At 63.6% G+C, this 26,024-nt stretch carries 24 protein-coding genes and 1 riboswitch; of the genes, 10 read left to right on the top strand and 14 right to left on the bottom strand.

What is annotated here, in order from left to right; all coding sequences use genetic code 11:
* Positions 1–13 precede the first annotated feature (13 nt).
* Genes ACWPWQ_RS13665 through thiC form a run of 5 tightly spaced genes read right to left on the bottom strand, consistent with a single transcriptional unit; the run spans position 14 to position 5,305 of the window.
* A complete protein-coding gene (locus tag ACWPWQ_RS13665; RefSeq protein ID WP_454010035.1) occupies positions 14–781 on the bottom strand; it encodes a thiazole synthase in 768 nt (255 codons plus the stop codon).
* A gap of 1 nt (position 782) precedes the next feature.
* Positions 783–983 (bottom strand): sulfur carrier protein ThiS, encoded by a 201-nt coding sequence (thiS, locus tag ACWPWQ_RS13660; RefSeq protein WP_139439208.1) that lies wholly within the window; start codon positions 981–983, stop codon positions 783–785.
* 2 nt (positions 984–985) lie between these two features.
* On the bottom strand, positions 986–1,765 hold the full coding sequence (locus tag ACWPWQ_RS13655; RefSeq protein WP_454010034.1) for a HesA/MoeB/ThiF family protein: 780 nt from the start codon (positions 1,763–1,765) through the stop codon (positions 986–988).
* Entirely contained in the window at positions 1,755–3,314 is a 1,560-nt protein-coding gene (gene thiE / locus ACWPWQ_RS13650; RefSeq protein ID WP_454010033.1) for a thiamine phosphate synthase, read from the bottom strand. The genes ACWPWQ_RS13655 and thiE overlap by 11 nt, the downstream gene beginning before the upstream one ends.
* Entirely contained in the window at positions 3,311–5,305 is a 1,995-nt protein-coding gene (gene thiC / locus ACWPWQ_RS13645; RefSeq protein WP_454010032.1) for a phosphomethylpyrimidine synthase ThiC, read from the bottom strand. Before thiC ends, thiE begins: the two co-directional genes overlap by 4 nt.
* Positions 5,306–5,571: 266 nt before the next feature.
* A riboswitch (TPP riboswitch) is annotated at positions 5,572–5,685 on the bottom strand.
* Between the two features lie 87 nt (positions 5,686–5,772).
* Here thiC and ACWPWQ_RS13640 point away from each other — a divergent pair.
* Entirely contained in the window at positions 5,773–7,311 is a 1,539-nt protein-coding gene (locus ACWPWQ_RS13640) for an aryl-sulfate sulfotransferase (RefSeq protein WP_454010031.1), read from the top strand.
* 36 nt (positions 7,312–7,347) lie between these two features.
* On the opposite strand, the gene ACWPWQ_RS13635 is transcribed toward ACWPWQ_RS13640, so the two are convergent.
* Together ACWPWQ_RS13635 and ACWPWQ_RS13630 are read right to left on the bottom strand one after the other, a co-directional pair.
* Positions 7,348–7,818 carry a hypothetical protein gene (locus tag ACWPWQ_RS13635; RefSeq protein ID WP_454010030.1) on the bottom strand — a complete coding sequence of 157 codons (471 nt, stop codon included), beginning with the start codon at positions 7,816–7,818 and terminating at the stop codon, positions 7,348–7,350.
* 85 nt (positions 7,819–7,903) lie between these two features.
* Positions 7,904–8,320, bottom strand: a complete 417-nt coding sequence (locus ACWPWQ_RS13630) for a hypothetical protein (RefSeq protein ID WP_202047744.1) — start codon at positions 8,318–8,320, stop codon at positions 7,904–7,906.
* Between the two features lie 90 nt (positions 8,321–8,410).
* On the opposite strand from ACWPWQ_RS13630, the gene ACWPWQ_RS13625 reads away from it, so the two are divergent.
* Both ACWPWQ_RS13625 and ACWPWQ_RS13620 read left to right on the top strand, forming a co-directional pair.
* Positions 8,411–9,079, top strand: a complete 669-nt coding sequence (locus tag ACWPWQ_RS13625; protein ID WP_319912307.1) for a response regulator transcription factor — start codon at positions 8,411–8,413, stop codon at positions 9,077–9,079.
* 29 nt (positions 9,080–9,108) lie between these two features.
* A complete protein-coding gene (locus ACWPWQ_RS13620; RefSeq protein ID WP_454010049.1) occupies positions 9,109–10,338 on the top strand; it encodes a sensor histidine kinase in 1,230 nt (409 codons plus the stop codon).
* A gap of 131 nt (positions 10,339–10,469) precedes the next feature.
* On the opposite strand, the gene rimK is transcribed toward ACWPWQ_RS13620, so the two are convergent.
* The 4 genes from rimK to metH all read right to left on the bottom strand — a co-directional run bounded on the left by rimK (position 10,470) and on the right by metH (position 16,830).
* A complete protein-coding gene (gene rimK / locus ACWPWQ_RS13615) occupies positions 10,470–11,366 on the bottom strand; it encodes a 30S ribosomal protein S6--L-glutamate ligase (RefSeq protein ID WP_025325466.1) in 897 nt (298 codons plus the stop codon).
* 113 nt (positions 11,367–11,479) lie between these two features.
* A complete protein-coding gene (locus ACWPWQ_RS13610) occupies positions 11,480–12,544 on the bottom strand; it encodes an oxidoreductase (RefSeq protein ID WP_454010029.1) in 1,065 nt (354 codons plus the stop codon).
* Between the two features lie 134 nt (positions 12,545–12,678).
* Positions 12,679–13,095 (bottom strand): hypothetical protein, encoded by a 417-nt coding sequence (locus ACWPWQ_RS13605; RefSeq protein WP_454010028.1) that lies wholly within the window; start codon positions 13,093–13,095, stop codon positions 12,679–12,681.
* 39 nt (positions 13,096–13,134) lie between these two features.
* Entirely contained in the window at positions 13,135–16,830 is a 3,696-nt protein-coding gene (gene metH / locus ACWPWQ_RS13600) for a methionine synthase (RefSeq protein WP_454010027.1), read from the bottom strand.
* Between the two features lie 202 nt (positions 16,831–17,032).
* Between metH and ACWPWQ_RS13595 the strand changes: the two genes are divergently transcribed.
* Positions 17,033–18,310, top strand: coding sequence for a cation:proton antiporter (locus ACWPWQ_RS13595; RefSeq protein WP_139439217.1), 1,278 nt, complete (start codon positions 17,033–17,035; stop codon positions 18,308–18,310).
* A gap of 449 nt (positions 18,311–18,759) precedes the next feature.
* A complete protein-coding gene (locus tag ACWPWQ_RS13590) occupies positions 18,760–18,936 on the top strand; it encodes a hypothetical protein (protein ID WP_139439218.1) in 177 nt (58 codons plus the stop codon).
* Positions 18,937–19,049: 113 nt separating this feature from the next.
* Here the strand turns inward: ACWPWQ_RS13590 and ACWPWQ_RS13585 are convergent, their stop codons facing one another.
* Positions 19,050–19,571 (bottom strand): GNAT family N-acetyltransferase, encoded by a 522-nt coding sequence (locus tag ACWPWQ_RS13585; protein WP_202047748.1) that lies wholly within the window; start codon positions 19,569–19,571, stop codon positions 19,050–19,052.
* Positions 19,572–19,785: 214 nt separating this feature from the next.
* Here ACWPWQ_RS13585 and ACWPWQ_RS13580 point away from each other — a divergent pair, with 214 nt between their 5' ends.
* Together ACWPWQ_RS13580 and ypfJ are read left to right on the top strand one after the other, a co-directional pair.
* A complete protein-coding gene (locus tag ACWPWQ_RS13580) occupies positions 19,786–20,049 on the top strand; it encodes a hypothetical protein (protein ID WP_454010026.1) in 264 nt (87 codons plus the stop codon).
* A 74-nt stretch (positions 20,050–20,123) separates the two neighbouring features.
* Positions 20,124–20,978 (top strand): KPN_02809 family neutral zinc metallopeptidase, encoded by an 855-nt coding sequence (gene ypfJ / locus ACWPWQ_RS13575; protein ID WP_139439220.1) that lies wholly within the window; start codon positions 20,124–20,126, stop codon positions 20,976–20,978.
* 96 nt (positions 20,979–21,074) lie between these two features.
* On the opposite strand, the gene ACWPWQ_RS13570 is transcribed toward ypfJ, so the two are convergent.
* The gene (locus ACWPWQ_RS13570) at positions 21,075–21,752 is read right to left on the bottom strand and encodes a Dph6-related ATP pyrophosphatase (RefSeq protein WP_454010025.1); all 678 of its coding nucleotides are present in this window, start codon (positions 21,750–21,752) and stop codon (positions 21,075–21,077) included.
* Between the two features lie 154 nt (positions 21,753–21,906).
* Here ACWPWQ_RS13570 and ACWPWQ_RS13565 point away from each other — a divergent pair, with 154 nt between their 5' ends.
* The 3 genes from ACWPWQ_RS13565 (at position 21,907) to ACWPWQ_RS13555 (ending at position 24,427) form a co-directional block, all read left to right on the top strand.
* Complete coding sequence (locus ACWPWQ_RS13565) at positions 21,907–23,223, top strand: MFS transporter (RefSeq protein WP_429162029.1); 1,317 nt, start codon at positions 21,907–21,909, stop codon at positions 23,221–23,223.
* A 130-nt stretch (positions 23,224–23,353) separates the two neighbouring features.
* Positions 23,354–24,064, top strand: a complete 711-nt coding sequence (locus ACWPWQ_RS13560) for a MarC family NAAT transporter (protein WP_342058946.1) — start codon at positions 23,354–23,356, stop codon at positions 24,062–24,064.
* Between the two features lie 159 nt (positions 24,065–24,223).
* Positions 24,224–24,427, top strand: a complete 204-nt coding sequence (locus ACWPWQ_RS13555; protein WP_247627392.1) for a hypothetical protein — start codon at positions 24,224–24,226, stop codon at positions 24,425–24,427.
* Between the two features lie 133 nt (positions 24,428–24,560).
* Here the strand turns inward: ACWPWQ_RS13555 and tldD are convergent, their stop codons facing one another.
* A complete protein-coding gene (tldD, locus tag ACWPWQ_RS13550) occupies positions 24,561–26,009 on the bottom strand; it encodes a metalloprotease TldD (protein WP_162519299.1) in 1,449 nt (482 codons plus the stop codon).
* Positions 26,010–26,024 lie beyond the last annotated feature (15 nt).

Below are 26,024 nucleotides of genomic sequence, written 5' to 3'. Positions count from 1 at the left end.
CCAGCCTCATGACTCATAGCGCCCCCAGGAAATCGGTCAGGGGGCTGGAGGCCTGGGCCTGGCTGCCGCGCGCCCCGAGGCCCGCCTCATAGGCGCTGCGACCGGCCTCGCAGGCCAGCGCGAAGGCGCGGCCCATGGCCACCGGATCCCCGCTCACGGCAATGGCCGTGTTCACCAGCACGGCGTCGGCCCCCAGCTCGAAGGCGGCGGCGGCGTGGCTCGGCGCCCCTATGCCCGCATCCACCACCACGGGGATATTGGCCTGTTCGATGATGATGGAGAGGAACTCCCGGGTCACCAGCCCCTGATTGGAACCGATGGGGGCGCCGAGCGGCATCACGGCGGCGCAGCCCACCTCTTCGAGCCGTTTGCAGAGCACGGGATCGGCGCCGCAATAGGGCAGCACCACGAAACCCTCTTTCACCAGTTGTTCGGCAGCCTTGAGGGTTTCTATGGGGTCGGGCAGCAGGTATTTGGGATCGGGGTGGATCTCGAGCTTGAGCCAGTTCGTCCCCAGCGCCTCCCGGGCCAGGTGGGCGGCAAACACCGCCTCGGCGGCCGTCTTGGCCCCCGAGGTGTTGGGCAGCAGCTTGACCCCGAGTTTGAGCAAAGGGCTCAGGATGTCGTCGTGGCGCTTGCCGGGTTCGAGGCGCTTGATGGCCATGGTGACCAGCTGGGAGCCGCTCGCCGCTATGGCGGCCGCCATCAGGTCGGGGCGGGCAAACTTGCCGGTGCCGGTAAAGAGGCGCGATGAGAAGGTATGGTTCGCTATGGTCAGCATCTCAGCCTCCGGCGATGGCGGTGAAAAGGTGGATCTCGTCCCCGTCATTGAGGCGGGTCTCTGACCAGCGGCTGCGGGGCAGCACGGCGCCGTTGAGGGCCACCGCCACCCCCTGGGGGGCAATCTCCTGCACCGCCAGCAACTCAGTCAGGCGCTGGCCGGTGGGCAGCGTCAGCTCGATATCGTTCAATCGGATCTTCATGGTTAATCCTTCAGGGCCGGGTTGGTGCTGCCGCAGACCGGGCAGTCGGGGTCGGCGGGCAGTTGCAGGCACTGCCACTCATGGGTCAAGGCATCGAAGCGGCGCAGGGTGCCTGCCACCGGGCTGGGGCGCCCGAGCAGCAGCTTGAGCGCTTCCAGCGCCTGCAGGGAACCCATCACCCCCACCAGGGGGCCGGTGACGCCGCTGCTCTGGCAGCTCTCCCTTACTTCGGTATCCGCCGGGTAGAGGCAGGCGTAGCAGGCATGCTCAGGGGCGCTGCGCACCATCAGCTGACCCTGCCAGCCGACGGCGGCCGCCGAGATCCAGGGCTTGCCCTGTTCGACGCAGGCGGCGTTGATGGCGTGGCGGCTGGCGAGGTTGTCGCAGCAGTCGATCACCAGATCCACCTCGGCCACAAACTCCGGCAGGCTGGCCCCATCGAGGCGCTGGTTGATGGCTATCAGCTCCACATAGGGGTTGTGGGCCGCCAACCGCTCCCTGGCCAGCTCCGCCTTGGAGCCGCGCAGCCCCTCCCCGTCGAACAGGATCTGGCGCGGCAGGTTGCTGGAATCCAGGGTGTCGCCATCGGCGAGCCACAGCGTCCCCACCCCGGCCCCGGCCAGATAGAGGGCGAGCGGCGAGCCGAGGCCGCCGAGGCCGACGATCAGCACCGACTTGGCTTTCAGCCTCACCTGCCCCTCTTCCCCTATCTCGGCCAACATCAGCTGCCTGCCGTATCTCAGGTACTCTTCGTCGCTCAGCGACGCCTCGTCAGAGAGCATGTGCCACCTCCTTTGCCGGGATGGCGGAGCACGCCGGATCTCCGGCCCCCACGGCAGCCAGCAGGCGGGCGGTCGCCCCCCGCCAGTCGTCGCTCCCTGTGATGGCCGAGACCAGGGCTATGCTGCCGACCCCGCTCTCCTTGACCACCGCCACGCGATCCTCGCCGATGCCGCCGATGGCGACCGTGGGCCACTGCGCCATCAGGGCTCGGTAGTGGTGCAGCCGCACCAGCCCCTGGGGGCGGGACGGCATCTGCTTGGTATTGGTGGGGAAGATATGGCCGAGCGCGATATAGGAGGGGGCGAGTTCGCGGGCCCGCATCAGCTCGAAGTAGCCGTGGGTGGAGATGCCAAGGCGCAGGCCGGCGGCCTGAATGGCGGCGAGATCCGCCGTTTCCATGTCCTCCTGACCCAGATGCACGCCGTAAGCGCCCGCGGCTATGGCCTGCTGCCAGTAGTCGTTGATAAAGAGCCGGGCCCCGAAGCGGCGCCCCAGGGCCACCGCCTCGGCGATCGCCGGCGCCACCTGGGCGGCGGGCAGCGCCTTGATGCGCAGTTGCAGTGTCCTGACCCCGGCTTCCAGCAGCCGCTCCAGCCACGGCACCGAATCCACTACCGGGTAGAGGCCGAGACAGTGTTCGGTCGGGGCAAAGGGCCCCTCGGGCAGGCGTGCGCTGCTTGTCTCATAAAGTCCGAAGCGGCGATCCAGCGTTGATCCTGCCAGCACGGCCCGGGGGAACTGGCCGAGATCCCCGGGCCAGCCGAGGTGGGCGATGGGGCCTGGGCCCGCTCCCACCCCCTGCGCCCCTGCCAGCCCTTGCTGCAGATAGGCGCGCGCCAGGGTGATGGCATCCTCCACCGGATAATCCAGCGCCACCACAGCCGCGATGGCGCTGGCGTAACAGCAGCCGGTGCCGTGACCGTGGCGGGTATCGAGCCGTGGCGCCGCCAGCCAGAACTCGCGGTGCTCGTCCTGGTAGTAGTCCAGACAGAGATCCCCGCTCCACTCAAGGTGACCGCCCTTCACCAGCACGGCGCGGGCACCGAGTTCACGCAGCCGGGCCGCGCCCGCCCTTACCAGCGCGGGGCTGGTCGCCGGAATGCCGGTCAGGGCTTCCAGCTCGGGGCCGTTGGGGGTGATGAGCGACAAACGGGGCAGCAGGTGCTCGCGCACCGCCGCCAGCATGTTGGGCTCCGCCATGGGGGTGCCTGTGCTGGCGATGGCCACGGGGTCATAGACCACGAAGGGGGCGCTTATCGTATCGAGTCGCCGGGCCAGCACCTCCACATGGAGCCGGGTCGGCAGCAGACCGATCTTGATGGCAGCCGGGGGCAGATCGACGCCGAGGGCGTCGATCTGGGCGCAGAAGGTCTGCATCAGCACAGGATCCACCATCTTCACCGCCACCGAGTTCTGGGCGGTGATGGCGGAGATGACGGAGCAGCCGTGCACCCCGAGGGCGTGCAGGCTGTGCAGATCGGCCTGGATGCCGGCACCGCCCCCGGAATCTGACCCAGCTATGGTCCAGACGATGGGCTTGCTGCTCATGCTTCTTCCTGCTCCTCTTTGAGGGCCGCCGCCTGATGGTAGAGCTCGCCCCCCTTCTCCTTGAAGGTCTCTGCCATGCGGTGCATGCCGCTTTCCACCTCGGCCACCACCCGCTCCTGCTGGCCATTCATGCCCACCAGTTTCACCTCGACCGCCTCGAGTTTGGCGGCGTAGTCGCGCACGTCCTGGGTGATCTTCATGGAGCAGAACTTGGGGCCGCACATGGAGCAGAAGTGGGCCACCTTGCCGGACTCCTGGGGCAGGGTCTCGTCGTGGTAGGCGCGGGCGGTCTCGGGATCCAGCGCCAGGTTGAACTGATCCTCCCAGCGGAACTCGAAGCGCGCCTTGGACATGGCGTTGTCGCGGATCTGGGCGCCCGGGTGCCCCTTGGCGAGATCCGCGGCGTGGGCGGCGATCTTGTAGGTGATGAGGCCCTGCTTGACGTCCTCCTTGTTCGGCAGCCCCAGGTGCTCCTTGGGGGTGACGTAGCAGAGCATGGCGCAGCCGTACCAGCCGATCATGGCGGCGCCTATGCCGGAGGTGAAGTGATCGTAGCCGGGGGCTATGTCGGTGGTGAGCGGGCCCAGGGTGTAGAAGGGCGCCTCGTGGCAGTGCTCCAGCTGCTCCGTCATGTTGCGCTCTATCATGTGCATGGGCACGTGACCCGGCCCCTCTATCATCACCTGGACGTCGTACTCCCAGGCGATTTTGGTGAGCTCCCCCAGGGTGTGCAGCTCGGCGAACTGGGCCTCGTCGTTGGCGTCATAGACGGAGCCCGGGCGCAGACCGTCACCCAGCGACAGGGCCACGTCATAGGCGGCGCAGATCTCGCAGATCTCGCGGAAATGCTGATAGAGGAAGTTCTCCTTGTGGTGGGAGAGGCACCACTTGGCCATGATGCTGCCGCCACGGGAGACGATGCCGGTGAGGCGCTTGGCGGTCATGGGCACGTAACGCAGCAGCACGCCGGCGTGGATGGTGAAGTAGTCCACCCCCTGCTCGGCCTGCTCCAGCAGGGTGTCGCGGAACAGCTCCCAGGTGAGATCCTCGGCGATGCCGTTGGTCTTCTCCAGGGCCTGGTAGATGGGCACTGTGCCGATGGGCACAGGGCTGTTGCGCAGTATCCACTCCCGGGTCTCGTGGATGTAGCGGCCGGTGGAGAGATCCATGACGGTGTCGGCGCCCCAGCGGGTGGACCACACCAGCTTCTCCACCTCCTCCTCGATGCTGGAGGTGACCGCCGAGTTGCCTATGTTGGCGTTGATCTTCACCAGGAAGTTGCGGCCAATGATCATGGGCTCGGCTTCCGGGTGGTTGATGTTGCTGGGGATGATGGCGCGGCCGGCGGCCACCTCGTCGCGCACGAATTCGGGGGTGATGTTTTCCGGCAGGCGGGCACCAAAGCCCTGACCCGGATGCTGGCGCAGCAGCAGCTCGGAGCGCACCCGCTCGCGACCCATGTTCTCGCGAATGGCGATGAACTCCATCTCCGGGGTGACCATCCCCTGACGGGCATAGTGCAGCTGGGTCACCCATTTGCCCGCCTTGGCGCGGCGCGGTTTAGGCAGATGCTCGAATCGCAGGTGATCCAGCCCCTCGTCGGCGAGGCGCTCCTGAGTGAAGGCGGAGCTGAGATCATCCAGGGCTTCGGTGTCGCCACGCTCCAGCACCCAGTTTTCACGCAGGCGCGGCAGACCGCGGCGCACGTCTATCTCGGCACGCTCGTCCCCATAGGCCCCCGAGGTGTCGTAGACGGGCACGGGATCGTTGGGCTCGAACTGGGGGGCTTCCTTGCTGCCGCCGACCAGGGTGTCGGCCAGGACGATCTCCCGCAGCCCCACCCGGATGTCGGGGCGAGAACCCTGGATGAAGATGCGTCTGGAGTTGGGATGGGCCATGCCCTTGAGATTGTCGATAAAGGCCTGGGCACTGGAGCGCTGCTCCCGGCGGCTGGCGGGCACGGACTTGCTGTTTTCAGAAGAGGTAGACATAGCAAAACTCACATTAACTGGTTGAAGTTATGGGTGTTTGCTTGTCTGGAGTTCGAGGAGAAGTGATGAACTTGCAATCTGGGTGCGCTCTCAAGAGGGAGCGAGCGCGGGATGGATCATCCCTGCTCTGCCGTCCCGCCCCCTTGCGGGGACATTCGCCGCCCTGACGGGCAAGCGGCGGGACGACCTCCCTCCTGTGCGCCAGCCCTTGCCTGGGGGCTCCCCTCAAGGCAAGGGGGAAGTGGCTACTCCCCCGGCGCGGCAACTCGCAAGTTACCCTTGTTTCCCTTCGCAGGTCTTAACCTGATCAGGTTCCACGGATCCCGAATTAACGGTCTCAGCTTTGCGTCGTTCGACGGTCAGCACTCCGACAAGATGGCGCCAGTATATACGGCCTATCTTTTAACTCAACCATGATTTTTTCACTACAATGAATCTTGTTCATTAACATAGGGATGATGTTTATTATGAACCACAAAAAGACACTTATTCTTGGCATGTGCTGCTTCGGCTTATATGGATGCGACAGTAGCAATGACAGCAAGACTCTGGCCGAGCAATCTGCTTATGACCCTGCGACACAGGTTATTGAAGATGATCAGCATACGTCAGTGTTTATTTCGGCATTAAATATGAATGGACTGGATACTGGCAAAATAAAAAACATATCCTTCCGTATAAAGACAAAAGATGGCAATTTTGCCAAGCCTGTCTCTGCCACATATGATTGGAGCTATCTGTCCAACAATGGACTATTTGACGCTACAAATAACAGCATCCAAGTTCCAATATTTGGCCTCTACAGCGACTATCTGAATGAACTCACAATAGACATTCAGTATATCGATGACAGCATCTACTCATTTCAGAAGATGGTCCCCGCGGCCACCTATGTTGATAATGCAGGTATTTATGACAACGTTGGCATCAGTATCAAGCCCACCGCCACACCCAGTTACAGTTATTTTTATTTGAAAAGTAGATTGAAAAATCCCATTATCATGGATATTGATGGTGAAGTTAGGTGGGATGCGGAAACCAAGCGAGATTCCATGGCATCGATATTCATGAACAATATTTTTATTACTGGACGTCCAGTGACGGGATCTAGCGGGGCCACCATAGATATAATTTCACTTTATGGAAAAACTGACTCCACTGTCATCAATGACACAAAAATGGGAAATGATGCATATTTTCACCATAATATAGACCCGGGCAAAAAAGGTATATTGATTGAGCTCGATGGCACAACTGATGGTGCGTTAAAAATAGAGTCATTTTTAAGTGAGATAGACGAATCAGGTAATGTGATTAAAGAGTGGGATCTCGGTAAGATATTCTCTGAATATATGGTGCAGGAGGGGGATGATCCCAGCAACTTTGTCAGAAATGGTGTAGACTGGTTCCACATGAACGCAGCCACCTATGATCCAGCCGATGACACCTTGCTGGTCTCCAGCCGTGAAAACTTCGTGGTAAAACTGGATTACAACACAGGGAAGATCATCTGGTTGCTGGGGGACGAGACCAAGCACTGGTACTCCTACCCTTCTCTCCAAAAGTTGGCCTTGTCACTCTCCTCAGGGCAAGTGCCTATAGGGCAGCATGCAGTTTCGATAAACAAATCAGGAAAATTGATGCTGTTCAACAATGGCCGACGAAGCGGTAATAACCCAACTGGCACGCCAACCGGGATAGATCTCGCAACCAGCCAAGCGGCGATATTCGATATCGATAGCCAAAATAAGACCGGGCAAGTGATATGGAGTTTTGATGACGGTATCTATTCGGATATTTGCTCCAGCATCTACGAAGACAAGATATCCTATAAAGGAGATCTCTTGATCAACTATGCGGCCGCAGATAACCGCAGCCGCGTGATCATTCAGGGGATCAACAAGGATAAACAGAAACTGTTCGAGTTTACCTACCCAAGCCCGATCCCCTGCGCCACCTCTTGGAACGCCATCCAGATACCTCTCGAGAACATACACTTCCAATAAGCGACAAAAATAGCGCCACCTTGTGGCGCTATTTCTTCATTCATCCTCCGGGTTGGGGATCAGGATCTCGGTCAGACGGCCCTCATCATCCCGGCTCAGCACCAGTCTGCGACCCGGTTGCAGATCGGCGCGGCTGCCATTCACCCAGCGGGTACCGGCATCAAACACCAGCACCCCCAGCTGCTGCAGCAGCAGGCTCTCTCCTGCGGTGGCGACCAGCCTGTCCTCCGCCCGCAGCCACTGGCTGCTCTGGGCCGGATCCGGCGCCGTGGCGAGCACCCGGATCTGCTCGGCCACGCCGTACCGGCTCTGGATGGCGAGGTGCATGCCGGGCCTGAGATCGTCAAACTGCGCCGCCCCGATCAGGGTGGCGCTGCCGAGCTCGAGCTCGGCCCCCTGGAACTGCAGGCGGATGCCGTCGTTGTGCTCCAGCTCCACCAGCCAGAGTTCGGGCTCGTCGGCAAGGGCGTGAAAGGAGAGCAGCAGGAACAAGGCGGTTCTGGTCATAGCAAGCAGGCCCATGGTCAACCCGGCAAGGAGGTTTAACTATGGGCCTGGACGGGCAATTTTTCCGGTCGGTTGGTGCTGCGGCTCAGTCGTCCTCCCGGCAGCGGCTCAGACGCATGCCGTCGAAGCGGCACTCCAGCTCCAGCCAGCGCCCCTCGAAGGGGGCCAGGCTGTCGTCCGAGGTGACATAACCCCAGATCCGCCCCTGAGCCACAGGCCCTTCCAGCTCCATCTCGTGCTTTTCCTCCAGCGGCTCCACCTCGCGGACCAGCCGCCTGTCCCCCTCGATCACCCCTTCCAGATCGACCCAGGTGCCGCCGAGATCGTCTTCGTCCAGCCCATCCTTGAAGCGGGTCTGATCATCGATCACGAAGGGAATACCGTTGACCATCAACTGGCCCAGTTGCCAGCTGGTGCGGCCGGTCAGCTTGAATTCGGCCGCCTGCACCAGGCCAAAGGGCAATAAAATCAATAGCCAGAGGGCGCAGAGAGACTTCTTCATCGGGGATCCTCGGGGTTACACTGGCACACAGGATGTCTCATCCGGTGTGAAATGGCCGTGAAATCTCGGCCCAAACCAGGAGATCAGAGCATGAAAATACTGGTGGTGGAAGACAGTCCCCAGGTGGCTGAGACCGTCATGGATTATCTGGAGCTGGCCGGGCATAGGGTGGACTGCGCCTATCACGGCCAGGCCGCCCTGCAACTGCTGGCCGAGCAGCGTTTCGACGTCATCATCATGGACGTCATGATGCCGCGCCTCGACGGCCTGCGCACCGTCGAGCGGTTGCGCTCGGACGGCATCGCCACCCCTGTGCTCTTTCTCACCGCCCGCGACAGCCTGGAGGACAAGCTGGCAGGCTTCAAGGCGGGGGGCGACGACTACCTGGTCAAGCCGTTCGCCATGGAGGAGCTGGAGGTGCGGTTGCAGGCCCTAGCCCTGCGCGGCCCCCGCAGCGACATGGGGGCGCTGGCGTTCGGCGAGCTGGAGGTAGATCCCGCCGCGGGCCGAGCCACCCGCGCCGGGGTGGAGCTCAAGCTCGGCAAGATCCCGTTCCAGATCCTCACTCTGTTGGTGAAACGGGCCCCCCAGCTGGTGACGCGCCAGGAGGTACTCGACACCGTCTGGGGCGATGAGGAGCCCGACTCCGATGCCCTGCGCAGCCACATCTATGCGCTGCGCAACGCCCTGGACAAGCCCTTCCCCAGCCCCATGCTGGAGACAGTGCACGGCCAGGGCTACCGGCTGGTCAAACCATGAGCCCCCCTGCCTCCCCAAGCCAGCAAGCCTTGAGCCTGCCGAGCCTGCGCCAGCGCCTGATCCTGGCGCTGGGCGGGGCCGGCTTGCTGCTGCTGCTGATCCTGAGCCTGCTGATGGTGGTGGCCGAGAACAAGATGGAGGAGCTCAGCCTGCGCCACTGGCTGGAGGCCGAGGTCACCCGCTACAACGATGACTGGCTGCGGCTCGGCCAGGCGGCCCCCGCCCCCAGCCCGCGCCAGTTCTCCAGCTACTGGACGGAGGCGGGACGCCTGCCGGCCTGGCTGAAACCCTACCAGACCCCCGGCTTCTTCGAGCACCAGCTGGGGGAGGAGGACAAACACTTCCTGGTGCGCGCCCACCCCTCTGGCCAGGGCCTGCTCTATCTGGTGTTCAACGACGACGCCGACGACTACCTGGATCCTTACGAAGACAGGCTGCACCTGGTCACCCGGCTGATCGGGCTGGCCCTGTTGCTCGGCTGCATAGCGTTCGGCATCTGGCTGGTGCGCCACATCACCCGACCCCTGGACAGGCTGCGTCAGCGCGTCGCCCACCTCACCCCGGATCAGGTCGACTTCGTGCCGGACGCTCCCTGGCAGGAGCTGCGGGAGATCGAGCTGGCGCTGCTGGCGGGCAAGCACGAGGTGGCCGCCGTGTTCGCCCGGGAGCAGGAGTTCAGCCGCTTCGCCAGCCATGAGCTGCGCACCCCCAACATGGTGATCCAGGGCTCGGCCGCCCTGCTCGGCAAGGTGAGCGACCTGCCCGCCCCCGCCGCCCGGGCAGCCAGCCGCATTCGCGCCGCCAGCGACGAGATGGCCCTGCTCACCGAGACCTTCCTGCTGCTGGGGCGCAAGGAAGCGGTCGAGCGCCCCCCGCAATGGGTGGCACCGCTGATCCAGCGGGAGCTGGCGCGCCTCGCCCCCTTGCTGCAGCGCGAGAACCTGGACATCCGCCTCAATCTGGACGAGCAGAGCGAGGTGCAGGCCCCCCTCTCACTGCTCGCCATCGCGCTCGGCAACCTGCTGAAGAATGCCCTGAGCTACGCCGAGGGTCACATCGAGATCGCGCTGCAGGGGCAGGTGCTCACCATCAGCAACCCGACGGCGGCGGCGCCGGATCAGATCCTGGGCTACGGCTGCGGCCTCACCATCATCCAGCGCATCTGCGAGAAGCTGGGCTGGCAGATAGAGACCCGGCTGGAGGATGGGGTCTTCAGCGCCAGGCTGGCGATGATCACCGCCGACCCCGCGAAGGCATAGCCCCCTCATCCCCGGCCCTTCTCCCGCAAGGGGAGAAGGGAGACCCCGGCAAGCCCGCCGCCCACCCGACCAGATAGCAACAAGGCGCCCGAGGACGCCCTGTTTTTACCTGTCTGACTCTCGTCCGGGACTCACTCCGCCGGCTTGTGCTTGCGACTCGCCTTGAGCTCCAGAAAATCGATGATCTTGCCCGCCACATCCTTGCCGGAGGCGGCTTCCACCCCTTGCAGGCCGGGGGAGGAGTTCACCTCCAGCACCAGGGGGCCGCGGGCACTGCGCAGGATGTCCACCCCGGCCACGTCCAGCCCCATGATCTTGGCGGCCTGTACCGCGGTCGCCCGCTCTTCCGGGGTGATCTTGATGGCCGACGCCTCGCCGCCACGGTGCAGGTTGGAGCGAAACTCCCCCGGCTGGGCCTGACGACGCATGGCCGCCACCACCTTGCCACCCACCACCACGCAGCGAATGTCGGCGCCGTTGGCCTCGCGGATATACTCCTGCACCAGGATGTTGTTGTTGGTCTGGATGAAGGCTTCGATCACGCTCTCGGCCGCCTTCTGGGTCTCGCAAAGCACCACGCCTATCCCCTGAGTCCCCTCCAGCAGCTTCACCACCAGGGGCGCACCGCCGACCATGGTGATGAGGTCGGGCACGTCGTGGGTGCTGTGGGCATAGCCGGTGATGGGCAGGCCTATGCCGTGGCGGGAGAGCAGCTGCATGGCGCGCAGCTTGTCCCGGGAGCGGCTGATGGCCACCGAGCTGTTGAGGGCCATGGTATTCATCATCTCGAACTGGCGCAGCACGGCGGTGCCATAGAAGGTGATGCTGGCACCGATGCGCGGGATCACGGCGTCATAGCTCTCCAGTTCCCGTCCTTCGTAGTGGATGGAGGGGCTGTGGGAGGCGATGTTCATGTAGCAGCGCAGGGTGTCGAGCACCTCGACCTGATGCCCGCGCGCCTGCGCCACCTCGACCAGACGGCGGGTGGAGTAGTTGTTGGGCTCGCGGGATAAAATGGCAATATTCATGGAAATGACAGACCTGATAATCGGACTGGAGAGTATAAGGTGCCATGAACGACTGGCAACGCCAATCCTTTCCCCTCACCATTCGGCGTTCTGCAAGAACCGCAGAACCAGATTCAATGCGGACCACGCAACCCCTGCTGCAGGCTCAGCAGCAGCGCCACCTCCTGCAACCGGCGTGCAGTGGTCCCGGCCCAGCCGCCCAGCGGCACGGGGGCCAGCAGAGTTTGGGCTATGCAGTCGCGATAGAGGGGCCCCTCATGTTGCCAGCCCCGCATCCCGTCGGCGTCGTGATGGTGCAGCCACTCCAGATTGCCGCTGCGAAGCAGCTCGATGCGCCGTCCATCCCTGAGATGCAGGCACAGCCCCTTCTTCTCCACCCCGGGACCGGCGTACTTGTCGAGCCAGAGGGTCAGGGGTACCCCGGCCGCCTCGCCGCGCAGACAGGCACGCCCCTCGGCGGTCTCCAGATCCCCGCGCCGGATGGGCTGGCCAAGCCGATCGCAGACCCCGTCCGCGGCCAGATGCAGGCTGTCATCCCCGCCGAGGGCCACCAGCAGCTCGCGGATCATCGCCAGCAGATGGGTGCCGATGTCGAGGATCACCCCGTCGGGGTGACGCAGGACTCGCCGATCCGGCTCGCCGGTGGCGAAGTTGAGGGCATAGGGGTGCCCCTGCTCGTCGAGGCCGCAGGGCTCCAGCAGGAAGCCCTCCAGCGAGGCCACATTGGCCAGGGTGACGGAAGAAATGGGGCCAGTCTGCCCGGCTTGCGGCCGCCAGTCATCCCCCAGCCCGCCACTCAGCAGCCGCTGGACGGCGTTGCGGGCCATCCAGTGATCCAGCGCCAGCACCCGGGCGGCGACCTCGGGATCCGCCAGCAGAGCCTGCAGTCGGGCCTGCTGGGCCAGGGTCGCCACCACAGGCTTCTCCACCAGGATCAAGGGGATGGGGCTTGCCAGCGCCTGCTCCAGCACCGGCAGATGCAGCAATGAGAGGGTGGCGATGACCAGCCTGTCCAGCGGCAAGGCCAGCAGGGCTGCCAGGGTCGGCAGCGAGTCCACTCCCGGCAGGCTGCGGGCGGGGTCGAATCCCCAGATCGCCATCTCTGGCGCCAGGGCCCGCAATGCCGGCAGATAGGCGGTCTCCACCACGGCCCCCAGGCCGACAAATCCAATCTTCATAACGACTTCATCCCCACTGGGCCATAGACCCGTGAATGGGCCAACCGGGTGGCCAGGTCACGCCAGCTGGCACAAGCAAGGTGACACGCCCAGAGCAGGCATCACCTTCATATCAATAAAAAGGGGAAGCAGATTCAATGGAGGGGGCCGGCCCCGTTTTGCTCCAGTCGCCAGCGCAGCAATGCCCGATCAAATTCTACCCTTGTCTGAGTGATATATCGCTCCGACCGTTGCAAAAAGCACACGAGATGATCCCGATGGATCTGCGCCCGCTTCACCACGAACCGTGCCGGCTCGTGGGAGGTGCCGTCCCGCCGCTTGCGTTCACGCCACTCCACCCTGAAGTTCAGCCCGTCACGCAGGGCAACCATTTCCGACGAGTCATAGAAACGATCGCGCTCATGAAAAAAACCGGCCAACGCAGAGGCCGACACGTCCAGCGCCCGGCAGAAGACCTTGAAGTCGATAAACCCCTCGTCATTCGCCTCGGCCAGACAGCGGGCAATCAACACCTCATCCGGCCATATCTCGCCATCTCTTGCCTTGTCCATTTTCCCTCCTAGCCACTTGCACTATGGCATTCCACCTGATCAATGCAGGTTTGGCCCCAGCCAGCGCTCGGCCTCCACCAGCGTCATGCCCTTGCGCTGGGCATAGTCTTCCACCTGATCGGGCTGGATCTGCGCCACCGCGAAGTACTTGCTCTCGGGGTGGGAGAAGTACCAGCCGGACACCGCCGCCCCCGGCCACATGGCGTAGGACTCGGTGAGCTTCATGCCGATGGCCTGCTCCACGTCCAGCAGCTCCCAGATGCTGCCCTTCTCGGTGTGCTCCGGGCAGGCCGGGTAGCCTGGCGCCGGGCGTATGCCGCGATAGTTCTCGCGGATCAGCTCCTCGTTGCTGAGGGCCTCGTCCGGGGCATAGCCCCAGTGCACTTTGCGCACCTGCTCGTGCAGGTACTCGGCGAAGGCCTCGGCGAGACGGTCGCACACCGCCTGGATCAGGATGGCGTTGTAGTCGTCGTGATCCGCCTTGTAGGCTTGCGCTATGGCCTCCTCGCCGATGCCGCCGGTCACCGCGAAGGCGCCGATCCAGTCGGGCTTGCCACTCTCCTTGGGGGCCACATAGTCCGCCAGACAGTAGTTCGGGAAGCCCTGCTTCTCGCTCTGCTGGCGCAAATGGTGCAGCACTTTTTTCACTTCGCTGCGCGACTCGTCGGTATAGACCTCTATGCTGTCCCCCACGGCATTGGCGGGGAACAGGCCTATGATGCCGGCGCAGCGCACGCTCTGATCCTTTTCCAGCCGATCCAGCATGGCGTTGGCATCGGCAAACAGCTTGGTCGCCTCTTCGCCGATGATCTCGTCTTCCAGGATGCGCGGATACTTGCCCGCCAGCTCCCAGCTCAGGAAGAAGGGCGTCCAGTCGATGTAGGGGCGCAGCACAGAGACGGGCACGTTCTCGAAGGTCTGCACACCGGGCTCGCGGGGCGCTGGGGGCTCATAGCCGACCCAGTCCAGCTGATGGCGGTTGGCGCGGGCGTGGGCCAGGGAGACCGGCTTGGAGCGTGGCTGCTTGCGGGCATGCTGATCCCGCGCTATCTCGTACTCCTTGTCGATGCGGGCGACGAAGGCGGGCTTGAGCTCGGGGTTCAGCAGGCTCTGGGCCACCCCGACGGCGCGGGAGGCGTTCGACACATAGACCACGGGTTCGGAGTAGTTCTGCTCTATCTTCACCGCAGTGTGGGCCTTGGAGGTGGTGGCACCGCCGATCAAGAGCGGCAGCTTGAAACCCTGGCGTTCCATCTCTTTCGCCACGTGCACCATCTCGTCCAGGGAGGGGGTGATGAGACCGGACAGGCCTATGATGTCCGCTCCCACTTCCCGCGCCGTCTTGAGAATGGTCTCGCAGGAGACCATGACCCCGAGATCGACGATCTCGTAGTTGTTGCACTGCAGCACCACCCCGACGATGTTCTTGCCGATGTCGTGCACGTCCCCCTTGACGGTGGCCATCACGATTTTGCCGTTGCTGGAGCCGCCCGACTTCTCCGCCTCTATGTAGGGCTGCAGGTAGGCGACCGCCCGCTTCATCACTCGCGCCGACTTCACCACCTGGGGCAGGAACATCTTGCCGGCGCCGAACAGGTCACCCACCACGTTCATGCCGTCCATCAGCGGCCCCTCGATCACGTGCAGCGGCTTCTCGGCCCCGGCCCGCGCCTCCTCGGTGTCCTCTTCGATGAAGTCGGTGATGCCCTTGACAAGGGCATGCTCCAGCCGCTTGCCCACCGGCCAGCTGCGCCACTCCTGATCCCGGGGATCCTCGGCCTGGGCGCCGGCGCCGCGATACTTCTCGGCGATGGCGAGCAGATCCTCGGTGGCACTGTCATTGAGGTTCAACACCACGGCCTCGACCTTCGCCTTCAGTTCCGCCGGAATGTCTTCGTAGATGGCGAGCTGACCGGCGTTGACTATCCCCATGTCCATGCCGTTCTGGATGGCGTGGTAGAGGAAGACGGCGTGAATGGCTTCCCGCACCGGCTCGTTGCCACGGAAGGAGAAGGAGACGTTGGAGACGCCGCCGGAGATCATGGCGTGGGGCAGATGGGTCTTGATGTCCTTCACCGCCTCGATGAAGTCCACCGCGTAGTTGTTGTGCTCGTCGATGCCGGTCGCCACCGCGAAGATGTTGGGGTCGAAGATGATGTCTTCCGGCGGGAAGCCGACCCGATCCACCAGGATCTGGTAGGCACGCTGGCAGATCTCGAACTTGCGGGCACGGGTATCGGCCTGGCCCACCTCGTCGAACGCCATCACTATGACGGCGGCGCCGTAGCGGCGCAGCAGCTTGGCCTGCTCGATGAACTTGGCCTCCCCCTCCTTCATGGAGATGGAGTTGACCACAGGCTTGCCCTGCACGCACTTGAGGCCGGCCTCCAGCACCTCCCACTTGGAGGAGTCGATCATCACGGGCACCCGGGCGATGTCCGGCTCGCCGGCGATGAGGTTGAGGAAGCGCACCATGGCCGCCTCGGCATCCAGCATCCCCTCGTCCATGTTGATGTCGATGATCTGGGCGCCGCTCTCCACCTGCTGCTTGGCCACATCCAGGGCCTCGTCGTAGAGCCCCTCCTTGATCAGGCGCTTGAACTTGGCCGAGCCGGTGACGTTGGTGCGCTCCCCCACGTTCACGAACATGGACTCGGGGGTGATGATGAGGGGCTCGAGGCCGGACAGCCGGCAGGCCACCGGCAACTCGGGCAGGGCGCGGGGCTTGATGCCCGCCACGGCGTCCGCCATGGCGCGAATATGGGTCGGGGTGGTGCCGCAGCAGCCCCCCACCAGGTTGAGAAAGCCGCTTTGGGCCCACTCGCGGATATGCTCCGCCATCTCGCCCGCGTCGAGATCGTACTCGCCGAACGCATTGGGCAGACCGGCGTTGGGGTGGGCGCTGACGCAGGATTCGCTGATGCGGGACAACTCCTCCACGTACTGGCGCAGCTCGTCCGGGCCCAGCGCACAGTTGAGGCCGAACGACACGGGTTTGACATGGCGAAGCGAATGGTAGAAGGCTTCCGTGGTCTGGCCCGAGAGGGTGCGGCCTGAGGCATCCGTGATGGTGCCGGAGATCATCACCGGCAGGCTGTAGCCCAGCTCATCGAACACCAGATCCACCGCGAAGGCGGCCGCCTTGGCGTTCAGGGTGTCGAAGATGGTCTCGATGAGGATGAGGTCGGCGCCCCCCTCGATGAGGGCGTGGGTCGATTCGGTGTAGGCGGCCACCAGCTGGTCATAGGTGACGTTGCGCTTGCCGGGGTCGTTCACGTCCGGCGAGATGGAAGCGGTGCGGTTGGTGGGGCCCAGGACCCCTGCCACAAAGCGCGGCTTGTGGGGCTCTTTCGCCGTCCACTCGTCCGCCACGGCACGGGCCAGACGGGCCGCCTCCCGGTTGATCTCGGCCGAGAAGGCTTCCATCTCGTAATCGGCCATGGCGATGCGAGTGGCGTTGAAGGTGTTGGTCTCGAGGATATCGGCCCCGGCGGCACAGTATTGATCGTGGATCTCGCGGATCACCGCCGGCCGGGTCAGCACCAGCAGATCGTTGTTGCCCTTGATGTCGGTATGCCAGTCGGCGAAGCGCTCGCCGCGGTAATCCGCTTCACCGAGCCTGTACCCCTGGATCATGGTGCCCATGGCACCGTCGATGATCAGGATCCGCTCCTTGAGACAGGCTTCCAGTTTCTTTGTTATGTCCGACTTCTTGCTCGACTCTATGCTCGACACCGCTTCTACCCCTTACATCCATGCAACTGCGTGAGCTCCATCCTAGCAGCAAAAAAATCAAATGGAAATCTAGCCGTCTATCTGTCCGAAATCTCGAGCATATACTCACAAATGGGTAATGAGTAAGATGTGGCCCGAGAGTACCCTATGCCCGTCCTCAACGGGGATACGTGCTTGCTGTTTACTAAAGAGAAAAATAACTATGAGCGTCTACTACACACTCTGTTTCTTGGCAGCGTTGGCGATCTTCATCGCCTTTGCCAACCAGTATGTCGTGAAGATCCAGACCACCATCGCCATCACCGCAGGATCCATGCTGATCTCCGCCCTGATGGTGCTGTTTGGTAAGTTGGGTTGGTTCAATCTGGAACCTCTGGCCGTCGAGACCATGGAAAGCATCGACTTCCAGAACTTCCTGCTGAAGGGGATCCTCGGATTCCTGCTGTTTGCCGGCGGTCTCGGCATCAATCTGAAGGCATTGCGCAGCCAGAAGTGGGAGATCACCATTCTCTCCATCGCGGCGACCCTGCTCTCCACCTTCCTCATCGGCTACGGCTTCTGGTTCATCGCCAGGCTGCTGGGCTGGGAACTGCCACTGGTCTACTGCATGCTGTTCGGTGCCCTGATCTCCCCCACCGACCCCATTGCCGTGCTCGCCATCGTCAAGAAGATGAAGGCGCCGCCCCAGATCGCCATCCAGATCGAGGGGGAGTCCCTGTTCAACGATGGTGTCGGCCTGGTGATCTTCGCCACCGTGTTTGCCGTGGCCTTTGGCGGCGTCGAGCCCACCTTCGGCAGCGTGGCCGGCCTGTTCCTGCATGAGGCCCTGGGCGGCATCCTGTTCGGCGCCGTGCTGGGCCTCATTGCCCACGTGATGATCAGCGCCACAGACGACGGCTCCCTGGAGCTGCTGCTGACCCTGTGCATCCCGACCGCGGGCTTCGCCTTTGCCAACATGATCGGCGTCTCCGGCGCCCTGGCCATGGTGGTCACCGGCATCATGATAGGCAACTGGACCCGCCACTCCGGCTTCTCCGAGCAGAGCCGCCACCACCTGGATCACTTCTGGGAGTTGATGGATCAGTTCCTCAACGCCCTGCTGTTCCTGTTGATCGGCCTGGCTCTGGTGCTGCTGGATCTCGCCTGGCAAGACTGGATCCTGCTGGTCATCGCGGTGCCGCTCTGCCTCGCCGCCCGCTTCATCAGCGTCTCCCTGCCCTATGTGGCCTTCCGCAAGTTCCGCAGCTACAACCGCTTCTCGGTGCGCATCCTCACCTGGGGCGGCCTGCGCGGCGGTCTGGCCATGGCCATGGCACTGGCGCTGCCCTCGGGGGTCATGGTGCTGCCGGAGCACGGCGTCGATCTGCGGGAGGTGATCCTGGTGATGACCTACTCGGTGGTGATGTTCTCCATCGTGGTGCAAGGCATGACCATCACCCCCATGATCACCGCCGCCAAGAAGGCCAGCGGCGACTACTGAGTCAGTCGCAGGCCGTGACTGGCAAAGGCAGAAGGGCTCCCTCGGGAGCCCTTCTCGTTGGCGGCGCGACAGTGAAAAATACGCCACCGTAGCAACATCGCACAATTAGTGTTTGCTTTTTATTCATTTCGAGGAGAGAATGCGCGCCGGCTAGTTAATCAGCCCTGTTTATGTTCGCAATGCTTCAACGTTAGATGAATCCTGCCAGTACCCACATAACCTTCCTCTGATTTACTCGCCTTGAGAACCGTCAGGCTGTCTGCCTGCGTTGCCCGGCTCTCACGGTGCAGACCCGATCTGCCCACCCAATTTGAACTATGCATCCGCATATTCCTTGATAGTGCAGACGCCCTTATGGGGCTGGGTATTCCTGCGCGGATCTGACCGCGCCCATTGACCTACATTTGCAAATACAAGGAGCAATTATTTAATTTATATAGAGAAATACCATGATGAAAACCGTACAGACACACAAACCCCTGCGTCGCAGCAAACCCATCAACCTGCCCGTGCAAGAGCATGACTATGATGCGTTTCTGATCCAGTTCAGCACCCGCTCCAGCGGTGGCTTCGCCATCTCCTGTGATGGCATCCCTGGCGAGTTCTCCATCGAAGAGCTCAACTGATCCTGCCCACCGGCAGCAACAGATGCAGACAGGCCGCAGCTCACGGCGGCCCCCTTGTCTCCCTCGCCTTCAGCCTTGTGATCCCCGCTTCTGATTGACGGCCCCGCCATCCCTCAGACAGTGCAGGCCTGGGTATCGGCCGCTTCCAGCAACAGACACTCGTCGGCATCCTCGCTCAGCCTGACCAGACGGCTGCGCACCAGACCCAGCTTGCCCAGCAGCGCCACGGATCGCTCGTTGCCCGGAGTGACGATGGCGATGACCCGCTCGATGCCGAGCCGCTCCCGCCCATCCTTGAGCGCCGCCCGCGCCGCCTCTATGCCGTAACCCTGACCGCGAAAGGCGGGCAGGAAGGCGTAGCCTATGTCTTCGCACGGCAGGGTGTCGCGCTTGATGAGCCCGCAGATGCCGATCCTGGCCTCGTCTTCCCGTCGCATCACCAGATAGAGACCGTGCCCGTGTTGGGCATAGCTGACCGCCGGCCCCTGCTGGATGTAGTTTTCGGCGTCGTCCAGGGTACGGATCCCGCGATCGCCGATGTAGCGATGGAAATCGGGGTCGTTGAGCAGTTCGAGAATGAAGGGGGCGTCGGTCAGGTTGAGCTCGCGCAGGGCGAGACGCTCGGAGAGGATCATGGCAAGGGCTCGTGTGATGGGAACAACAGCCATCAAGACTGCCCCCACAGCCGGCGCTTGGCAAGATCCCCGGCCAAAAGGAGGCCGTCATGGAGCGCAACCGGCCGACCGCAGCCCCCGGCAGCCGACATTTAGTCCCTGCCACATGAGTCGCGCAGCGGTTCCGGCTATACTGCCCGCCCTATCCCACAGAACAACAAGCAGGACACCCCCCATGACGGACACCACCGAATTTTTTGACGAACAGACGCTGCTGGAGATGGTTGAAAACCAGCTCGCCGACGGCCATCCCCTGCAGGTAAAAGCCACCCTGATGCGGCTGGTGATGAAGGGCACCCCGCGGGAAGAGGCGCTGCAATACATCGCCTGCGCCCTGGGTGCCGAGCTGATGGCCATGGAGGCGGATCAGGGCCCCTTCAACCTGAGCCGCTACGCCGAGTTTCTCGACAGCCTGCCCGAGATGCCCTGGGCCGAGTGAGATCCCCGCGTTAGGCAAGGCGAACGACCAGCCATTATCATTACTGCCACCACCAATGACGGGAGTAGGCAGATATGCGCTGGCAAGATCGCCGTGAGAGCAGCAACGTGGAAGACAGGCGCCAGGAAGGCGGTGGCAGCGGGGGCGGCGGCCTGCCCCTCGGTGGCAAGGGGCGCCTGATCCTGATCGTGGTGGTGATGATCGCCGGTTACTACGGCGTGGATCTCAGCCCATTGCTCGACGAACCGGCCCGGCAGAGCCAGGCGCCGCGCCAGAATGTGTCCCAGCCGGCCAGCGATCCCCTGGCCAGATTCACCTCTGTGATGCTCGCCTCCACCGAAGACACCTGGGGCGAGATCTTCTCCCGAAGCGGCAGCCAGTACCGGCCCCCCAGGCTGGTGCTCTATCGCGGCGCCACCCAGACCGGCTGCGGCCAGGGCCAGTCCGTCATGGGCCCCTTCTACTGCCCCGCAGACAGCACAGTCTACATCGATCTCTCCTTCTATCAGGACATGCGCGACAAGCTGGGGGCCGATGGCGACTTCGCCCAGGGCTATGTGGTCGCCCACGAGGTGGGTCACCACGTGCAGCACCTGCTCGGCATCTCGACCAAGGTGCGCCAGCAACAGCAAGGGCTGAGCCAGGCCGCCCAGAACAAGCTGTCGGTCAAACTGGAGCTGCAGGCCGACTGCTTCGCCGGGGTCTGGGGTCACCATATGGAGCGGGAGCAGGTGCTGGAGCACGGCGATCTGGAGGAGGCCCTCAACGCCGCCCAGGCCATAGGTGACGACCGCCTGCAGCAGCGGGGTCAGGGCCGGGTGGTGCCCGACAGCTTCACCCACGGCAGCTCGGCCCAGCGCCTCGCCTGGTTCAAGCGCGGCTTTGACAGCGGCAAGCCCGCCAGCTGCGACACCTTCGCCGCCCGCTGAGCCGGGCCAGACGACAAGGCCGGATCCCCAGGGATCCGGCCTTGTCGCATTCAGCAGATGGGAGATGGACCTGCCGCTCTGCCGAGGCGCCAGCCCTCAGGGGGTCTCATCCGGCAGCAGGTCGGTAAAGACGAAGCCGTCCCGCACCACTGTCTCCCCCACCCGGATCGCCAGGGGCCGCAGGAACATGGGGCCATCAAAGGCCAGGGTGTGGAACTCGCCGTTCTCGCCGCACGGATCCACCCCGGCGGGCAGCGCCGCCAGCAGCGCCTCGTCGAACTCGTGCCCCCCCAGGCTCATATCCAGTTTTTTCGGATCGAGCGTGCTGATCCTGGCCTTGAGTCCCGCCGCCATAATCTCCTGCGCCAGCTCGTCGGTCTTGCTGCCCCAGAGCGGGAACAGCGGCGCTATGCCCGTGCCCGCCAGCTGTTTCTCTCTATAGGCGCGCACATCCTCGAGGAAGAGATCCCCGAAGGCCATGTGGCGGATCCCCATGGCCAGCACCTCGGCGATGAAGCCGGTCATGATCCGGCCATAGTCCTCGTTGCTGCAGGGCCAGGGCAGATCGATGCAGTGCAGTGGCAGCCCCACGCACGCGGCCTGCTCCATCAGCAACTGCTTGCGCACCCCGTGCATGGCCACCCGCTCGAACGCCTGATTCAGGGTGGTGAAGAGCCCCACCACCTCGATCGCCGGATCCTGGCGCAAGCGATGCAGGGCCCAGGCGCTGTCTTTTCCGCTGCTCCAGGAGAGCAGTACCTTTTTCGTCGTCATGACCTCTCCAATCCCTTGCCGCAAGGTGCTGCAAGACAGTGTTGCGAATTGTGCGATTTACTTCCTGGGATACAAAAGCATACCCTCGTGGGTGAGCGTATCCCCGCAGAGCATGGGGGAGAATAACTAAAAAAACGATGGGAAACATAAGGATATGACTACAGTCAGCACACATCATGACCACAATCGCCCCCTCAACCGACAGGATTACAAGACCTTGAGCCTGGCGGCGCTGGGCGGCGCCCTCGAATTCTACGACTTCATCATCTTCGTCTTCTTCGCCGTGGTGATAGGCGAGCTCTTCTTCCCGGCCGACATTCCCGAGTGGCTGCGCCAGTTCCAGACCTTCGGCATCTTCGCCGCCGGTTACCTGGCCCGCCCGCTGGGGGGCATCATCATGGCCCACTTCGGCGATCTCATCGGTCGCAAGCGGATGTTCACCCTCAGCATCATCCTGATGGCGCTGCCGACCCTGCTGATCGGCCTGCTGCCCACCTATGCCACCCTCGGCATTGCCGCCCCGCTGTTGCTGCTGCTGCTGCGGATCCTGCAAGGGGCCGCCATCGGGGGCGAAGTCCCGGGAGCCTGGGTCTTCGTGGCCGAACACGTGCCCGCCCGCCGGGTCGGCGTCGCCTGCGGCACCCTCACGGCCGGGCTGACCGCCGGCATACTGCTCGGCTCCCTGGTGGCCACCGCCATCAACCGCGGCATGAGCCCAGTGGAGGTGAGCGAGTGGGGCTGGCGTCTGGCCTTCGTGCTCGGCGGTGTATTCGGCATAGTCGCCATGTACCTGCGCCGCTGGCTGCACGAGACCCCGGTCTTCGCCGAGATGCAGGCCAACAAGGCCCTGGCCGAGGAGCTGCCCCTCAAGACGGTGCTCCGTGAACACAAGGGCAGCGTCATCGTCTCCATGCTGCTGACCTGGCTGCTCTCCGCCGGCATCGTCGTGGTGATCCTGATGACCCCGACCTATCTGCAGAAGGTCCACGGCATCAGCCCCGCCGATGCCCTGACCGCCAACTCCCTGGCCATAGTGGCCCTCACCCTGGGCTGCATCTTCTACGGCCGCCTGATAGACAGCCTCGGCAGCGGCCCCACCTTCGTCCTGGGCTCATTGCTGCTGGCCGGTGCCACCTACGCCTTCTACCACGGCCTGGCGGCGGGCATGGAGCAGCTGGTGCCGCTCTACATGCTGGCGGGCTTTGCGGTGGGGATAGTCGGCGCCGTGCCCTATGTCATGGTCAACGCCTTCCCGCCCGTGGTGCGCTTCTCCGGGCTGTCGTTCTCCTACAACGTGGCCTACGCCATCTTCGGCGGGCTCACCCCCATGCTGGTCACCCTCTGGATGAAGAACGACGTGCTGGCTCCTTCCCACTACGTGGTCAGCCTGGCCGGTCTCGGCCTTGTGCTGGGTCTCTGGCTCTGGCTGCAACAGCGCACTCGGCGTCAGGTCACGCCACAAACCGCCTGACAACTGCGGGCCCCGGACTGTCGGGGCCCCTTCGTTCCGGCTATATTCAGCCTGGCTGCCGTAGAGTAGCCCCCCCTTAGGCCAGACCCCCGTCTGGCCCTGTTGTTTTCCAACCACCCCGAGGTGCAAGATGTTTTTCCAGGTCGTATTCATCGCCTTGCTCGCGCTGCTGCCCATGGTCAATCCCCCCACCACGGCGACCCTGCTGCTGGGATTGAGCAAGGGCATGTCCCGTGAGCACGTACGCCGCCAGATCAACCTGGCCGCCATCTATCTGTTCGCCACCCTCTGCGTCAGCTTCTTCATCGGCTCCTCCATCCTGGATCTGTTCGGGATCTCCATTCCCGGCCTGCGGCTGGCCGGTGGCCTCATCATCGCCTTCATCGGTTTTCGCATGCTGTTCCCCGCCCCCAGCCAGGCCGCCGGGGTCGACATCAACCAGAGCATCGCCTTCGTGCCGCTCACCATGCCCAGCATGTGCGGGCCGGGCACCATGGCCCTGGTGATCAGCGGCGCCGCCCAGATTGCCGAGCTGCCCGACGAGTACAACCGTTTCGTCATCTATGCCGCCATGGTGACCGCCTTCGCCCTGATGAGCCTGCTCAGCTGGGGGGTGCTCAAGCTGGCGGATCCGGTCTGCAAGATCCTCGGTGCCACCGGCATAGACGCCATGACCCGGATCATGGGCTTCCTGCTGGTGTGCATGGGCATGCAGTTCTGCATCAACGGCATCAAGGAGGTGGCGCAGGATCCCGTGTTCCACGGTGCGCCCGCGGTGCAGACGGCCCCGGCGCAGTCACACGCCGCCCTCGAACACCTGCCCGCCGCGCGCCAGCCCTGACTGAAAACGCTGTCATCTCGCTCGGGAATCGTCGCCGAACTTGCGCCTGATCATGTTGCCTGCCCACGGACGGTGTAGTGTGTTTTTTATACAGGCAAGGTTCAGAGGGTCGCTGCTAACGTGACCCGCGCAGACCCAATCACTTGAGGAGACATGCAAATGGAAAAGATGCTGACCGAGATTGGAAGCTACAGCCTGTTCCACGAATATCTGAACGTGGTCGGGGCCGTCAGCCCCGCCCTGACCCGGATCAAGAGCGGGTGGGAATACAAGCGAAGCGATCGGCTGGTCGCCCAGATCAGGATAGATCCACAAGGTCACGCGCGATTCTATATCGACGCCCGTGCCATATCGGCCAACTGAGCCCATCAACCCCCTTCACCCGCCCCGGTCCACTGACCGGGGTTTTTATTGGTGCGCCCCGACAAAAACAAAACCCCGGCTGCGGGCCGGGGTTTGCTTGGGTCTGGTGATGCCGCTGCGCGGCCAAGGCAACCTAGGAGGTGCCACCCACGGTGAGCTGATCCAGCTTGAGAGTGGGCTGACCGACGCCGACCGGCACGCTCTGCCCCTCCTTGCCACAGACCCCGACCCCGCGATCCAGCGCGAGATCGCTGCCCACCATGGAGACCTGACTCATGGCCTCGGGGCCGTTGCCGATGAGCGTGGCACCCTTGATGGGGGCGGTGATCCTGCCATCCTCGATGAGGTAGGCCTCGGAGGCGGAGAAGACGAACTTGCCGGAGGTGATATCCACCTGGCCGCCACCGAAGTTGGGGGCATAGATCCCCTTCTTCACCGAGGCGATGATCTCCGCCGGATCGTGCTGACCCGCCAGCATGTAGGTGTTGGTCATGCGCGGCATCGGCAGGGCGGCGTAGGATTCGCGGCGACCGTTGCCGGTGAGTGGCACCCCCATCAGGCGGGCGTTCTGCTTGTCCTGCAGGTAGCCCTTGAGGATGCCGTTCTCGATCAGCACGTTGTACCCCCCCGGCGTCCCCTCGTCGTCGATGGAGACGGAGCCGCGCCGACCCACCAGGGTGCCGTCATCGACTATGGTGCAGTGCTTGGAGGCGACCTGCTCGCCGATGCGACCGGCGAAGGCAGACGATCCCTTGCGGTTGAAGTCCCCCTCCAGCCCATGGCCCACCGCCTCGTGCAGCAGCACGCCGGGCCAGCCTGCCCCCAGCACCACCGGCATGGTCCCGGCCGGCGCGTCTATGGCCTCCAGGTTCACCAGGGCCTGGCGCACCGCCTCGCGCACATAGCCAAACGCCCGGCTCTCCAGCCCGTCCAGCTCCAGGAAGTAATCGTAACCGAAGCGGCCACCGCCGCCGGCACTGCCGCGCTCCCGGCGATCCCCCTTCTCGGCGATGACGGTCACCGAGAGGCGCACCAGGGGGCGCACGTCGGCGGCCAGGGTGCCATCGGTGGCGGCCACCAGGATCTCTTCATAGACGCCGCTGATGGAGGCCATCACCTGATTGATGGCGGGATCCAGGCTTCTGGCGAACTTGTCCATCTGCTCGAGCAGGGCGATCTTCTGCTGCTTGTCGAGGGTCTGCAGCGGATCCATGGCGGGATAGAGCAGGTTCGCTTCGGTGCGAGCCCAGGCCTTCACCTTGCCCTGGGCACCGGCGGCGGCGATGCCGCGGGCCGCGGTCACCGACTGTTGCAGCGCCAGCAGGCTCAGCTCGTCCGAGTAGGCGAAGCCGGTCTTCTCGCCGCTGACGGCGCGCACCCCCACCCCCTGATCGATGTTGTAGCTGCCATCCTTGACGATGCCGTCCTCCAGCATCCAGGACTCGTGCCAGCTGCGCTGGAAATAGAGGTCGCCGAACTCCACCTGATGGCTCATCAGGCTGCCGAGCAGCTGCTGCAGCCGCCCCTCGTCGAGATCGTTCGGGGCCAACAGGGAGGCACTAACCTGGCTCAATAGACTCAATCTTTCTCTCCACTC

It is taken from the genome of Aeromonas sp. Marseille-Q7275, assembly GCF_965119515.1.
This window is presented reverse-complemented; position numbering and strand designations above follow the sequence as displayed.